The sequence below is a fragment of the Aquiflexum sp. genome (assembly GCF_041749095.1).
GTDB lineage: Bacteria > Bacteroidota > Bacteroidia > Cytophagales > Cyclobacteriaceae > Aquiflexum.
The window spans coordinates 22,066-36,227 of the sequence record NZ_JBGTCA010000205.1; the positions used below are offsets into that span (position 1 = coordinate 22,066).

The 14,162-nt window shown below is 39.6% G+C and carries 12 protein-coding genes and 1 tRNA gene; 6 read left to right on the forward strand and 7 right to left on the reverse strand.

Going from position 1 to position 14,162, the window contains the following annotated elements; all coding sequences use genetic code 11:
- Positions 1 to 8: 8 nt before the first annotated feature.
- On the reverse strand, positions 9 to 464 hold the full coding sequence (locus ACEW8O_RS10035; RefSeq protein WP_373494496.1) for a hypothetical protein: 456 nt from the start codon (positions 462 to 464) through the stop codon (positions 9 to 11).
- A gap of 310 nt (positions 465 to 774) precedes the next feature.
- Here ACEW8O_RS10035 and ACEW8O_RS10040 point away from each other — a divergent pair, with 310 nt between their 5' ends.
- The 4 genes from ACEW8O_RS10040 (at position 775) to ACEW8O_RS10055 (ending at position 6,388) form a co-directional block, all read left to right on the forward strand.
- Entirely contained in the window at positions 775 to 1,626 is an 852-nt protein-coding gene (locus ACEW8O_RS10040) for a UDP-2,3-diacylglucosamine diphosphatase (protein ID WP_373494497.1), read from the forward strand.
- Position 1,627: 1 nt separating this feature from the next.
- Positions 1,628 to 2,770 carry a glycosyltransferase family protein gene (locus tag ACEW8O_RS10045; protein WP_373494498.1) on the forward strand — a complete coding sequence of 381 codons (1,143 nt, stop codon included), beginning with the start codon at positions 1,628 to 1,630 and terminating at the stop codon, positions 2,768 to 2,770.
- A 371-nt stretch (positions 2,771 to 3,141) separates the two neighbouring features.
- A complete protein-coding gene (locus tag ACEW8O_RS10050) occupies positions 3,142 to 5,817 on the forward strand; it encodes an MGH1-like glycoside hydrolase domain-containing protein (protein WP_373494499.1) in 2,676 nt (891 codons plus the stop codon).
- Positions 5,789 to 6,388, forward strand: coding sequence for a ribonuclease HII (locus ACEW8O_RS10055; protein WP_373494500.1), 600 nt, complete (start codon positions 5,789 to 5,791; stop codon positions 6,386 to 6,388). Before ACEW8O_RS10050 ends, ACEW8O_RS10055 begins: the two co-directional genes overlap by 29 nt.
- Here ACEW8O_RS10055 and ACEW8O_RS10060 read toward each other — a convergent pair.
- The 5 genes from ACEW8O_RS10060 to lepA form a co-directional block, all read right to left on the reverse strand.
- Positions 6,385 to 6,924 (reverse strand): DsrE family protein, encoded by a 540-nt coding sequence (locus ACEW8O_RS10060; protein ID WP_373494501.1) that lies wholly within the window; start codon positions 6,922 to 6,924, stop codon positions 6,385 to 6,387. The two genes, ACEW8O_RS10055 and ACEW8O_RS10060, sit on opposite strands and share 4 nt — an antisense overlap.
- A 110-nt stretch (positions 6,925 to 7,034) precedes the next feature.
- Positions 7,035 to 7,118, reverse strand: a tRNA-Leu gene (locus tag ACEW8O_RS10065).
- Positions 7,119 to 7,270: 152 nt separating this feature from the next.
- A complete protein-coding gene (locus tag ACEW8O_RS10070; protein WP_373494502.1) occupies positions 7,271 to 8,152 on the reverse strand; it encodes a bifunctional 5,10-methylenetetrahydrofolate dehydrogenase/5,10-methenyltetrahydrofolate cyclohydrolase in 882 nt (293 codons plus the stop codon).
- Between the two features lie 53 nt (positions 8,153 to 8,205).
- Positions 8,206 to 8,568 (reverse strand): four helix bundle protein, encoded by a 363-nt coding sequence (locus ACEW8O_RS10075; RefSeq protein WP_373494503.1) that lies wholly within the window; start codon positions 8,566 to 8,568, stop codon positions 8,206 to 8,208.
- Between the two features lie 229 nt (positions 8,569 to 8,797).
- A complete protein-coding gene (gene lepA, locus ACEW8O_RS10080) occupies positions 8,798 to 10,591 on the reverse strand; it encodes a translation elongation factor 4 (protein ID WP_373494504.1) in 1,794 nt (597 codons plus the stop codon).
- A gap of 421 nt (positions 10,592 to 11,012) precedes the next feature.
- On the opposite strand from lepA, the gene ACEW8O_RS10085 reads away from it, so the two are divergent.
- On the forward strand, positions 11,013 to 11,558 hold the full coding sequence (locus tag ACEW8O_RS10085) for a DUF4924 family protein (RefSeq protein ID WP_373494505.1): 546 nt from the start codon (positions 11,013 to 11,015) through the stop codon (positions 11,556 to 11,558).
- A gap of 206 nt (positions 11,559 to 11,764) precedes the next feature.
- Positions 11,765 to 11,914: a hypothetical protein gene (locus tag ACEW8O_RS10090; RefSeq protein ID WP_373494506.1), complete on the forward strand. Its 150-nt coding sequence runs from the start codon at positions 11,765 to 11,767 to the stop codon at positions 11,912 to 11,914.
- A gap of 201 nt (positions 11,915 to 12,115) precedes the next feature.
- Here the strand turns inward: ACEW8O_RS10090 and ACEW8O_RS10095 are convergent, their stop codons facing one another.
- Entirely contained in the window at positions 12,116 to 14,050 is a 1,935-nt protein-coding gene (locus ACEW8O_RS10095; RefSeq protein WP_373494507.1) for an AAA domain-containing protein, read from the reverse strand.
- Positions 14,051 to 14,162: the final 112 nt, after the last annotated feature.

The following is a 14,162-nucleotide window of genomic DNA, read 5'->3' on the forward strand; positions in this document are numbered from 1 at the left end:
ATGATTGATTATTTTTTGGAATAAATAAACCCCGGTCCGTCACAGGCAGCCCATGTGAAATTGGTGAGCTTTTTAGAATTATTGATATACATGAATTCCTGATTGCCTTCACCGCAATTGGCTACCAAGGCAAGATTCGTGTCAAAAGTAAGGATGAGTTCGTATAAAAAGACGGAGTTGTCAGAAGGAATCATCTCATAAACTCCCAATGCCTGTTCGGGAACAGTCAGCAATTTTCCATTCTCTTTTATTTTATTTGTGAGTTTAATAAAAGTCCCATCATCATTGAATATGTATTTTTCAGAAAAATCAACAGCTTCTTCATTAGAAGTATTATGGGTAAGAGAGTTTGTCATTTCTACCAAATGCCAATATCCAAGAATATTGACTTCCGGATCTTTATCATCCTGATGACAGGAGGATAAAACCACAAAAAATAAAAAGGGAATTAATAACTTTTTCATACTATCTAGAAAACACACTGTTGTTCAATACGCTGAACATGTCCCGAAGTTGGTTATATTCAGACTTAAGTCAAAGAGAATTACGGAAAAAACTTGTTTAGCAGATTGACTATCTTTTTATTTCCTCACCGTTCCTGACCAAAAGGGCGGACATTAACCTGCCCTTAACCTAGTGATGAGGGTTTTTAACAGTCTGTTAACTATTTCTTCACAATTCCGAACTAAATTTTAAAAAACTTATCTTTTTCATAATATCCTTTTCATCATTAGTTTTTGCACCACCCATATATTGCAAATAAAACTGACAGACTTGAAAACCCATTTCAAAACTATCGTCATCTCTGATGTACATCTAGGTACTAAGGGAGCAAAAGCAAAAGAAGTTGCCCATTTTTTGAAACAATATACCTGTGAAAACCTGATACTTAACGGGGACATCATAGATGGTTGGCAACTACGCAGATCAGGATCCTGGAAAAGAAAACACACCAGGTTTTTCAACAGGATGCTCAAAATGATCGAAAGGGACAACACCAAGGTGTATTACCTACGAGGCAATCATGATGACTTTTTGGATCAGATTTTACCCATTCAGATTGGTAATCTTTCTGTACTGACCGACATGATATATGAGAGTAATGGAAAAAAATTCTTTATCACACATGGTGATATTTTTGACAGCATCACCACAAACCTTCGATGGATTGCATACTTGGGCGATGTCGGATATACTTTTTTGCTATGGTTGAACCGGTTGGTAAATTATCATAGAAGAAAAAGGGGCTTGCCTTATTATTCACTGAGTCAATTTATCAAGGGAAAAGTAAAGTCCGCTGTCTCATATATAGATCAATATGAAGAGGAATTGGCCAAAGTGGCAAAGGCAAGGGGCTGTGATGGCATAATCTGTGGACACATCCACAAAGCAGAAAACAGGGACATCAACGGAATCACCTACCTTAATTCCGGTGATTGGGTAGAAACAATGAGCGCTTTGGCCGAAGACCATGATGGCACCTGGCAATTGATTTATTATAATGAAATCAATTTTAAAAAGATGGCCTCTGAAAAAACCTTTGTCTTAGAAACACTTAAGGATTTTAAGACTGTTGCATTCACAAAACCACCTGAAGAACTGAATTTCCCCAATTTTCTGCGCTGAAATGAAGTTTTTGTTGATTGTCCAAGGTGAGGGAAGAGGTCACATGACCCAGGCAATTTCCCTGTCACAAATACTTGAAAGAGGCGGGCACGAGGTCTGTGCAGTATGTGTAGGCAGAAGTCAGAGAAGGGAAATCCCCGTTTTCTTTGCTTCTAAGATCAAGGCGCCAATCCACCTTTTTGACAGCCCGAATTTTGTAACGGATAAAGACCACAAGGGCATCAAACTGGGCAAAACAATTTCCCACAACTTTGCCAAAACCCATCAGTTCCGGAAAAGTCTTAAACAAATACACCGGCTAGTCACAGCACACCGGCCTGATGTCATACTCAATTTCTATGACCTTTTGGGAGGTCTTTACAATATGCTTTTTCAACCTGAGTGCAGGTTTTGGACAATTGGACATCAATACCTCATAAACCATCCGGAATTTCCATATCCCAATGGAAACATCCTCCAAAAATTATTATTCCAGCTCAATACCAAAATCACAGCATTTGGATCAGAATTGGACTTTGCACTTTCATTCAGACCTCTTGAACCAACACAAAACGGAAATACCATTGTCCTGCCTCCCCTACTCCGCAAAGAAATAAGGGGCATGACTCCGACCAAAGGTGATTTCTACCTTACCTATATGGTCAATCCCGGATATAGTGATGAAATCCTCCATTTTGCAAAAAAATATCCTGAGATTAAAATTGAGGCTTTTTGGGATAAAAAAGGGGCTCCGGATATTTACAGTCCATTGAAGAACCTGATCTTTCACCAGTTGAACGATCGGTTGTTTCTGGATAAAATGTCACAATGCAAGGGTCTGATTACCACTGCCGGGTTTGAATCTGTATGTGAAGCGATGTATTTGGGCAAGCCAGTGATGATGATACCTGTAAAGGGGCATTTGGAACAGGCCTGCAATGCCATTGACGCCAAACTATCCGGGGCAGGAATAATATCAGACAACTTTAATTTCCGTGAAATGGAAACTTATCTCGATTCAGGAATTTTCATTCCTACTTCTACAAAGGCATGGGTTGACAGTTTTGAAGAAAAATTTTTCGGAATTATAAATGGAATGTCCAGTCCCAATAAATTAAAAAAGTCTAACATTCCAAAACTTCGAAATAGGGTTTTGACAAGATAATTTAATTTAAAATCAAGTGGTTTTCCGCCATCATTTCAGTTACCTTAACACCCTACCTTATATTTTTTTATTTACATCATTTGCCATTTTCTATCTTAATTAATTCATTTTATACCTTAAATCCCTCCATTAGAGTTTTAAGAAAAATCAGTGTTTTTTATAACATTCTATCGGTTACAAGGTTTAACCTTCGTCAGGTATTTTTTAATTTTGAAAAATGATAAATCAATTAATCCAAAAGAATCAATTCCTGACAATTAAATCGATTGCGGAAAAAACATAATTGAAAATTTTATGGAAGTATTATCCGAAGAATACCAACTGTGATAAAAATGGGTAAATTCGGGATGGATTATTTGGATCAGATTTAAATGAATATAGAACAACAAAGGCTTCAGGAAGATCGGGAGGGGAAAAAACATTGGAAAAAATGGGGACCTTATCTGACAGAACGGCAGTGGGGAACAGTAAGGGAAGACTATAGTCCAAATGGTGCTGCATGGGATAATGTTACCCACGAAGATGCCCGAAGTAAAGCTTATAGGTGGGGAGAGGAAGGAATCGGGGGTGTTTCTGATTACAAGCAAAACATTTGCCTGGCCTGGGCATTTTGGAATGGGAAAGACCCCATGATAAAAGAAAGACTGTTTGGTTTGACCGGACATCAGGGCAATCATGGTGAAGATGTCAAGGAACTGTATTATTACCTTGACTCAACACCCACACACAGTTATATGAAGATGCTTTATAAGTATCCTCAAAATGAATATCCATATAAGCAGCTTTTAGAAGAAAACAGAAAAAGAACCAAAACAGACCCCGAGTTTGAACTGATTGACACGGGTATTTTTGATAAAGATGAATACTTTGACATTTTTCTGGAGTATGCTAAAAATGATGTAGATGACATTGCAGCCTTCGCAACTATTCATAATCGAGGCCCCGAAGATGCTGAAATCTGGGTAATGCCTACCATTTGGTTCCGAAAAACCTGGTTTACAGGACATGAACCTTTTATGCCAAAAATTTCTCTACACGGAGAAAATACCATTAAAGCCTTCTCGCCTCAAAATGGGAATTACTTTTTTGATTTTGATGGTAATCCGGAATTCAAATTTTGTGACAATGAGACCAACAGGGAAAAACTCTACAGCATTCCCAATGAGAAAATGTATCTGAAAGATGCGATCAATGATTATGTGGTAAGCCGTTATTCAAGACACCTGAATCCTAATAATTTTGGCACAAAAGCAGCAGCCATTTACAAATTGACCATTCCCGCAGGTAGTTCTCAAAAAGTAATGCTAAGGATGACGCATCAAAAAACTGAGGCGGCAATTGAATCCTGCGAACAGATAATGGCCGAAAGGAAGAAAGAGGCAGATGAATTTTATGCTGAATTGCAGGATCGGGTCAAGGATGATGACATGCGGAACATCCAAAGGCAGGCATATGCAGGCATGATGTGGGGCAAGCAATTTTATTACTACAATGTAGATCGCTGGTTGGAAGGAGATCCGGGGAGGTATTCACCTCCGAAAGAGCGGAAAAAAGGAAGAAACAGTGATTGGAGACACCTGTACAATCAGGACATCATTTCCATGCCGGACAAATGGGAATATCCCTGGTATGCAGTATGGGATTCAGCTTTCCATTGCATTCCGATTTCAAGGCTAGACCCTGACTTTGCCAAAGGACAATTGGTATTGTTCTTAAATGAATCTTATATGCATCCAAATGGGCAGATACCTGCTTATGAATGGAACTTCAATGATGTCAATCCTCCTGTCCATGCCTATGCCGTACAGCGTGTCTATCAGATTGACAAAAAAATGAACGGAGATAAAGGCGACCAGGAATTTCTTGAAAGGGCATTTCACAAACTCATGATTAACTTTACCTGGTGGGTCAATCAAAAAGACAGTGAGGGAAAAAATATTTTTGAAGGGGGTTTTTTGGGTCTGGACAATATCTCTGTCATTGACAGGTCCCATGCCCATAAGTACAAAGGAAAGCTGGAACAAGCTGATGCCACATCCTGGATGGCGATGTTTTCCCTGAACATGATGCGGATAGCTCTTGACCTTTGCGAGTTCAACAAAACCTATCAATATACCGCCACCAAATTTCTGGAGCATTTCCTTTACATAGCAGGTGCCATGAGCAATATCTCAGGGGAAAACATCAGTCTTTGGAATGATGAGGAAAACTTTTTCTTCGATGTCTTTCACCTGCCGGGCAAAGACCCAAAGGTGATGAAGCTCAAATCAATAGTCGGAATCATTCCGTTGTTTGCGGTGGAATCAATTCGGGTGGAACTGTTTGACAGTCTTCCCGAATTCAAAGAAAGACTGGATTTCTTCCTAAAGGAAAAACCAAAATTGGCAGCATTGGTGTCAAGTTGGATACAGCCGGGATATGAAAAAAGAAGGCTCTTTGCCTTATTGAGAGGCCATAGGATGAAAAGTATCCTCAATAAAATGCTTGATTCTGAAGAGTTTTTAAGCGATTACGGAATCCGTTCACTTTCCAAATTCCATGAAAAGAAGCCCTATACTCTCCGTATCAACGGTGATGTGTTGAGCGTGGAATATACACCTGGGGAATCCGATACCATGATGTTTGGAGGAAATTCCAACTGGCGTGGTCCTATCTGGTTTCCCATTAATCATTTAATCATCGAATCACTCAGGAAATTTGATTATTATTACGGAGGGGAATTTTCGATAGAATATCCGACCGGTTCCGGAAACTATGTTACCATGGATATAATCGCAAGGGAATTATCCTTGAGGTGTATCAAATTATTCCTGAAAGACGAAAACGGTCACAGACCCATGTATGGCACAAACCTCAAAATGCAGGAAGACCCACATTTCAAGGACCATATTCTCTTTTATGAATATTTTCATGGAGACAACGGCACTGGACTTGGTGCTTCCCATCAGACGGGTTGGACAGGATTGGTTGCTGAAATGATACATAAATATTACAAATCAGAAAGAAGAACGGCAGAAGATGCTGAGGCAGAATTTAGAATACGATAGGTTAGAAGCTGGCTGTGATGAAGTAGGTCGTGGCTGCCTTTGTGGTCCCGTGGTGGCTGCAGCGGTTATTTTACCCGGGGATTATGCCAATGAGTTTATCAATGACTCCAAACAACTCAGAAAACAAGATCGGGAAATACTTGCAGAAGAAATCAAAGTTTCGGCACTTGCCTGGTCTATCGCAGAGGCAAGCGTAGAAGAGATTGACAAAATCAATATTCTCAATGCTTCATTTTTGGCCATGACCCGGGCAGTGAAAAAACTGGATGTGATCCCACAACATCTTCTTATCGACGGAAATAGGTTTAAGACCGATCTGGACATTCCATTTGACTGTATTATCAAAGGAGACGGAAAGTTTGCCTGCATTGCCGCCGCTTCGATTATAGCAAAAGTTTACAGAGACAATTTGATGTCTGAATTTGCGAAAACCTATCCGGGATATGGTTGGGAAAATAATGTGGGCTATCCTACCAAAACCCATAGAGAAGGGATCATCAAAATGGGTTTAACACCTTTGCACAGAAAGTCTTTCAGACATTTACCAGTTCAGTTGGAATTAGATCTTTAAAATCGCAATAGCATATATCCCTGTGGAACATAGGTGGTCAAAGTAGTCAACATGGACAAGGCAATCTCCGCACCATCCCAAACATCCGTTGTATTCATTTCCCTTGCGATCAAAGACTGCCCACAGATATAGAACTCAACACCGACATCTTTTAAAGCCTCATATACAGGCAAATTCGGATTTTTTATTCCATATAATTTTTCATAAAAGCTATCATTCAGGATACTGAAAATCGCTCCTCCATGAACAGCAACTTTGACTTTTATATTTTCTCTTGGAACACCTGCAATGCCATGTAAATTAATCATCCTTGCAATATTATCCACCATTCTATTGATCTGTTTTGGATCTTCGCTGGCGGATACCAAATCTATGATGATCTTATAATTTCCATTCGGATCGGGGCTTTCCGAAGCTTCGGGGATTTCATAAATCCCTCCAAAACCTTGAACTATTGGAAATTGGGCTGTTTGGGCAAAACTTACATCGACAATCAATATCAATAAGAAAGATAATAGAGTAACTCTCTGAATCATATATTTTCAATTAAGTAAAATGAAAAGTATATAAAAAGAAAAACGAATCAAAGGTGATTTTTTTAGGAGGCTGGAAAAAAGAAAAAGCCCCGGATTTCCGAGGCTTAATGTGCGCACGAGAAGATTCGAACTTCCACACCCGTAAGGGCACCACCCCCTCAAAGTGGCGTGTCTACCAGTTTCACCACGTGCGCTTTTAGGGTCAGCAAAAGTAGAAATCAAAACCTTTCCCTGCAAGTGATATGGCGTAATTTATCGTTGATTTTATCTGAGGATCTTGCCTAGTCCTCATGCCATGACTTGGGAAGGAGATTCATGCCATGACTTTGAGTCATGGCATGAATTTTTAACCAAACACCTTCTTCTCAGCAGCCAACAAAGTATTGTACAACAAAGAAGCAATGGTCATAGGGCCCACACCACCCGGAACAGGTGTAATGGCGGAAGCTTTTTTGGAAACCTCATCAAACTTTACATCCCCTATCAGCCGAAATCCTGATTTTTTGCTGGAATCTTCAATCCTGTGTATTCCCACATCAATGACCACAGCACCTTCTTTGACCATATCCGCAGTTACAAACTCAGGTTTTCCCAAGGCGACAATTAATATATCGGCAGTCTTGGCAATCTCGGGAAGATTCTTTGTTCTGCTGTGGGTCAGGGTTACCGTACAGTTTCCGGGATATTCATTCCTTGCCATCAAAATACTCATAGGAGAACCTACTATATGGCTTCTTCCAATGACCACGCAGTGTTTGCCGGAAGTTTCTATTTTATATCTTTTCAACAACTCAACTATTCCATATGGGGTAGCTGCCACATAAGCCGACCAACCCAATGTCATCCTTCCCACATTGGCAGGAGTAAAGCCATCCACATCCTTTTGAGGCTTGATTTTATTGGTTACTTTTTCTACAGAAATATGCTTGGGAAGCGGCAATTGGACAATCAAACCATCAATCCCAGGATTTTGATTAATCTCTTCCACCACTTTCAACAGGTCTTCTTCAGACACCGATTCCTCCAACCTTACTAAGGTAGACTCAAACCCAACCTGTTCGCAGGATTTCACCTTAGCCCCCACATAAGTCTGACTTGCCCCGTCACTTCCAACCAGGATTGCCGCCAAGTGAGGCGTTTTTCCTCCTTCCACCTTAATCTCGGCCACACGCTGTGCGATTTCAGTTTTTATTTCTTCTGAGGTTTTTTTTCCGTCGATAATAATCATTGATTTACGAATTACGATTTTTGATTTACGAGGCTTTTGGGAATTCTATTCCTTTAATTACTATTTTTTTGGGCGGTATCAACACTTTTCACAAATATTGAAACCAACTCATTAGATTCCTTTAGAACTTTTTGAATTAAAACTTCCTCAGTGTAGAGTTTTGCTCTAAATATTATCTTTAAGCAAACCAGTGTTTCTCTAAGTTCTTTTAAAACCACTTTAATCTTATGGATAAAATCCTTTCTTGATTCACCACTTTGAGCTTCACCATAATTCAATGCAGGTGAAGTTCCTGACCTCAATAATTGACTGGACAAATGATTTCCGGCTTTGGTATTAACAACAGTTTCTGATAAATGAATGATATCAACTGCAAAATCAATTAACCTATCCTCTAAATTGAATTCTCCTGACATGATGAAAATGGTTTAAAATTTAAAACTAATTATATAAACTAAATATTATTTAAATTCAAACTTTCCTCCCGTTTCCAAAAATTCAACCCTTATAATTTTATCGAAATTCTAAGTTTGAATGATACCCAAAACTTCATTATTCATCATTCGATGTTCCTTGTTCATTATTCAAAATTTTTAATGATGAATTTCGAATGATGAATGTTGAATGTTGAAGTTAAGAAAGCGATTAATCCAATTTCAACACTGCCATGAAGGCCTCCTGAGGAATCTCGACATTGCCTACTTGCCTCATACGTTTCTTTCCTTTTTTCTGCTTTTCCAAAAGTTTACGCTTTCTCGAAATATCACCACCGTAGCATTTGGCCAGCACATTTTTACGCATGGCTTTTACTGTTTCCCTCGCTATGATTTTGGCTCCTATTGCTGCTTGGATTGCAATCTCAAACATCTGTCTCGGAACCAATTCCTTCAGTTTTTCGCAAAGTCTTTTTCCCCATTCGTATGCTTTATCCCTGTGTACAATAGCAGATAATGCATCTACAATTTCACCATTGAGCATCACATCCAAACGCACCATATGGGATTGTTTGAAACCGATCATTTCATAATCCAAAGAAGCATATCCTCTTGAGATGGTTTTAAGTCGGTCAAAAAAATCAAAAACAATTTCTGCCAATGGCATATCAAAGGACAATTCAACACGGTCAGATGTCAGGTAAACCTGGTTTTTGATCAATCCTCTTTTATCCATACATAATTGGATCACTGGACCGACAAATTCCGATGCAGTGATGATAGTAGCTTTCACAAACGGCTCTTCAATATGTTTGAACAAAGTAGGTTCGGGCATATCAGAGGGGGCGTTGACCAATTTGTACTCATTGTTGTTCATCAGAGCCTTGAACTGAACTGAAGGCACCGTGGTGATGACAGTCATGTTGAATTCACGTTCCAAGCGCTCCTGAATGATCTCCATGTGCAGCATTCCCAAAAATCCGCAGCGGAAACCAAATCCCAAAGCGGCAGAAGTTTCAGGTTCCCATACCAATGAAGCATCGTTCAGTTGGAGTTTTTCCATGGAAGCCCTCAATTCTTCAAATTCAGTGGTATCCACAGGATAAATCCCCGCAAAAACCATCGGCTTCACATTCTCAAAACCTTTCACCATTATGGTACAAGGATTTTTGACATGTGTAATGGTATCACCGACTTTGACCTCTTTGGCCACTTTGATCCCGGAGATAAGGTATCCTACATTTCCTGCGGACATGGTCTGTTGAGGGATTTGGTTCATTCCCAAAATACCGATTTCATCTGCGAAGTATTCTTTATTGGTATTGACAAATTTGATTCTGTCTCCCTTGTTCATACTGCCGTTGAAAATCCGGAAAATAACTTCAACCCCTCTAAATGGATTATAAACCGAGTCAAAAATCATGGCCTGAAGCGGTTCGTTGGGGTCTCCTTTTGGAGCCGGGATACGTTCCACGACTGCATTTAGGATATCTTCAATACCAATGCCCTCTTTGCCGGAGGCCAATACAATATCTTCCCTATCGCAGCCGATAAGGTCAATGACCTCATCAGCCACTACTTCGGGTTCGGCACCGGGAAGGTCTATTTTATTTAAAACAGGGATGATTTCAAGATCATGGCCTATGGCCAAATACAAGTTGGATATGGTCTGGGCTTCCACGCCCTGGGAAGCATCCACAATCAACAAAGCCCCTTCACAAGCGGCGATGGACCTGGAAACCTCATAAGAAAAATCCACATGTCCTGGGGTATCTATCAGGTTGAGGGTATACTCCTCCCCTTTATACATGTATTTCATCTGGATTGCATGGGACTTGATGGTGATGCCACGCTCACGCTCCAAGTCCATGTTGTCCAATAATTGATTTTGCATCTCCCTGCCACTTACCGTATGGGTAAATTCAAGAAGACGATCTGCGAGTGTACTTTTCCCATGATCAATATGGGCGATAATACAGAAATTCCTAATTCTTTGCATATTCATTCTGGGCGCAAAAATAGATAAATTTGTGGGTTATATAAGTATATGAAGAGAAGGAAGGACCAAAATGTTTTATTTAAAAAATCAAACTAAAAGAATTATTTGATCTAATTATCCAAGCTTGGTTGGTTCCTTTCTTCCATAAAATCTTCAGTAAAAAGTTTTACACCCTCAATTAAGGATCCCCAAGGATTATGAAAAGGAATAATGAAAATTGAGTTCCCCATTTTCTTAAGGTAAACCTAATTATCATCTATTTTAAAATTTTCAGGTATCTTAATAAACTGGCTTCCTGAAATGTTTTCAATTTCGACTTCTTCGATTTTCATTGGATTTGAGTTTTTTAAATGTACGCATTTTTCAATTTTGTTGTTAAAAACAAACCTTTCTTATTTTCTTTACACCATCATCAAAAATCATTGAAATGAAGGCCATTGCTGAAAAGAAAAAAGCCAAAAACATCGGGGAATTTATCATCTACATGTACCAAATGGAAGACCTATTAAGGGCTTACCAGTTTAACATGCAGGAGGCAAAGCAATATGTCATTTCACATTATCCGATTTCTGATGAAGAGAAGGAAGAAACTTTTCAATGGTTCGCTGGACTTGCAGATTCCATGGCAAATGAAAATATCAAGGACAGTGGCCATTTAAAATCCGTGCAGCAAATGGTGGACCTTCTGGCCAAATTACATTGGCAATTGTTGAAAACTGATAACACCTATTTCAATATTTACCAAAAAGCCAAACCACATATCATTCAATTGGTACTTGAGGCAGGTGAAAATTCTCCGGGAAACGAAATCCAAATCTGCCTCAATGCGATCTACGGATTGCTTTTGGCCAAATTACGGGGAAGGGAAATACCCAAAGATATGGTAGCCGCTACAGAGATTTTTGGCGATGTGCTGAGCTATCTTAATTATGCTTATTTTGAGGGGTTGGGGAGTAAGGCTAGGGAAAATTAACTATTTCTGAGCGAAGTTTAACGTAGGTGCTAGGTGTAGATTGTATCTACACCAGTCTTTCCTTGGATCCCGTACAGTAGTCGGGAGTAATTCCAGTTTGGAGAAACACATTTAGTTATTAAGAAGTAATAACCCTACAGAAAAACTGAATTTTTTACTATCTATCAATATTTCTATCTTTGTGAAAATGCCAAACCCAATAAATCATGAACTATACCATATCGTTTCAGGAAAGAGCCAGGTTAGGTTTGGAACAGCTATCCAAGCAGTCTCCAGTCACCTTGGAGATGGCCCGACAACAGGTCCAAAAACTGAAATCCCAAAGAAAATCCGACAACAAGAAACAAAAAAACTAGAAAAGCTTTCTGGCATAAACACTAAAATATATGGGTTAGACTGGTGAAGGAGAATTACTTAAATAGATTCTGGTGAGTGATGGAATTTTTCAATTACAAATTGGCAAGGATAAAAGTGTGTAGTTGCAAAATACACCCAATCACCACCCAACGTTGTTTTACATCTCTTACATTTTTATATTATCCGGAAATTTCATATCACTACCCCCCATCCAAAAACTCATAAACACTTTTATAACAATCATTCCCATCAACATAATCCAAAAATGCAGCATAGAAAGGGTGGTTGCTTAAAGTGGCACTGTCACCTATGACGATCAGTTTTCTTTTTGCACGGGTAAGGGCCACATTCATCCTTCTGGTATCTGCCAAGAATCCGATTTCTCCGGAACTATTGGACCTGACCAAACTTATGACAATGATATCCCGCTCCTGCCCCTGAAATCCATCTATGGAATCAATGGTCAACAAATCTGAAAATGAGCGCAGATTTGGAAATTCAAAGGAATCAAAAACCAATTCATTGAACCTCCTCACCTGGGCCCTATATGGGGCAATCAGGCCGATATTCCATGCATTGGTTTTGATCTTGGCGATACCGGTTAGCTTGATCAGGTTTTCCAGGTATCGCAAAGCAAACCTGGCTTCCTCCAAATTAAAAGTACTCAGGGATTCTTCCTCCTGTTGTTCCGCAAATCCACTCCCTGCGGTATCGATAAACTCCAGGACAGGTTCATCATCTGCCAGTTTATGTTCAAGCGTATTGTCCGCTGCAATCAATCCATTCTTGTAGAAATATTTTCCTGAAAAGCCCATAATCAGTTCAGGCATTCTGTACTGCAAACTCAGCATCTGTGAAGCTGCAGGTTTTCTTTTGATCACCTTTTCGAATAAGGTTTCGCTTAATCCGCTTTTGGAAGCTTCGTAGGATTTGATGGTCGGTGGCAATTGACAATGGTCGCCTGCCATCACTACTTTTTGGGCTTTTTGGATGGGAATCCATGTGGCGGCTTCCAATCCCTGTGCCGCCTCATCAATAAATACAACAGGAAAACTCATCCCCTTTAAAGCTGAATTTGAAGCTCCCACCAAGGTGGATGCAATTACTTGGGTCTGTTGGAAAATATCATAGGTAATGTAATCCTGCAGACTTTCTGCATCTGATTTCAGCCTACTTGCTTCATCAAAAAGTCTCTTTTTCTGCATCCTTTCTTCGGGACCAAAACTTCTCTTGTATTTCTGTCCCAACTTTCTATACTCCTCAGCAGATTTTTTGAGCCGCTTCAAATCTTTGTAGCTATCATGATTGGCAATTTTGGCATCCAAAGTCTGGGACAAAATATGATCCTCCACCCTGGCAGGATGGCCAATCCGCAGTGTAGTGATATTTTGGGCTATCAGTTTTTCGACCAAGAGATCTACTGCGGCATTACTCGGGGCACAGACCAATACCTGTTTCGCAGATTCCAAAGTCTGTAAGATGGCCGCTACCAAAGTCGTCGTCTTACCTGTCCCGGGAGGACCATGGATGATGGCTACATCCTTGGCATTCCTGACCAGATTCAATGCCGTATTTTGGCTACTGTTCAGTTGGTCATTTTGAACATTATCAGTTTGTTTGATTTCAGGATCTTTATCACCCAATAAAATATGTTTCAACTCACCCAATCTTCCCTTTTCAGATTTGATAACGGCTTTCAAGGTCGATTCCATTTCACGGTAACTTGCCTCATCAAAAAGCAGGTCAATTCCCATCTTCCCGGAATTCATCCAATCGGGGATTTCATCTACCTGCAAGGTGACGACCATGATGTCTTTTTTGACCTGATTGATCACACCATTGATCCTGTTATCCTGGGATTGGTGTCTATCGTGATTGGAAAAGATGGAAACTGATTTTCCTGATTGGAAAACATGGGATTGTTTGGAATCGAATCTCACCAACTCAACAATCAACCGTTCACCAAATCCGGTTTTGGTTTTTTTGAGTTGGACAGGATACCAGCAAACACCCTCTTCCTTCTTTTCTGAAATTGAGGTATATAAAAACTTCTTTTTATACTGGCTTAGATCTTCTTCCCATTCCTGTTTTAGTAGTTTGAGAGAAAAACTTAATTCTTCCTGAATTTTTGACATCTATTCTTAAATTTGGGGCAAATTACATACATAACCCAGACTCTAAAATTATCTCGTAAGTGAATTATCTCGCACACGCATATTTATCTTTTGGAGACCCAAAAGTTTTGAT

What these genes read in the sequence shown, in the direction of transcription:
- ACEW8O_RS10050 (WP_373494499.1), top strand. Translation starts at nt 3,142, where the DNA reads ATGAATATAGAACAACAAAGGCTTCAGGAAGATCGGGAGGGGAAAAAA.
- ACEW8O_RS10055 (WP_373494500.1), top strand. Translation starts at nt 5,789, where the DNA reads ATGCTGAGGCAGAATTTAGAATACGATAGGTTAGAAGCTGGCTGTGAT.
- lepA (WP_373494504.1), bottom strand. Translation starts at nt 10,591, where the DNA reads ATGAATATGCAAAGAATTAGGAATTTCTGTATTATCGCCCATATTGAT.
- ACEW8O_RS10070 (WP_373494502.1), bottom strand. Translation starts at nt 8,152, where the DNA reads ATGATTATTATCGACGGAAAAAAAACCTCAGAAGAAATAAAAACTGAA.
- ACEW8O_RS10045 (WP_373494498.1), top strand. Translation starts at nt 1,628, where the DNA reads ATGAAGTTTTTGTTGATTGTCCAAGGTGAGGGAAGAGGTCACATGACC.
- ACEW8O_RS10085 (WP_373494505.1), top strand. Translation starts at nt 11,013, where the DNA reads ATGAAGGCCATTGCTGAAAAGAAAAAAGCCAAAAACATCGGGGAATTT.
- ACEW8O_RS10075 (WP_373494503.1), bottom strand. Translation starts at nt 8,568, where the DNA reads ATGTCAGGAGAATTCAATTTAGAGGATAGGTTAATTGATTTTGCAGTT.
- ACEW8O_RS10035 (WP_373494496.1), bottom strand. Translation starts at nt 464, where the DNA reads ATGAAAAAGTTATTAATTCCCTTTTTATTTTTTGTGGTTTTATCCTCC.
- ACEW8O_RS10060 (WP_373494501.1), bottom strand. Translation starts at nt 6,924, where the DNA reads ATGATTCAGAGAGTTACTCTATTATCTTTCTTATTGATATTGATTGTC.
- ACEW8O_RS10095 (WP_373494507.1), bottom strand. Translation starts at nt 14,050, where the DNA reads ATGTCAAAAATTCAGGAAGAATTAAGTTTTTCTCTCAAACTACTAAAA.
- ACEW8O_RS10090 (WP_373494506.1), top strand. Translation starts at nt 11,765, where the DNA reads ATGAACTATACCATATCGTTTCAGGAAAGAGCCAGGTTAGGTTTGGAA.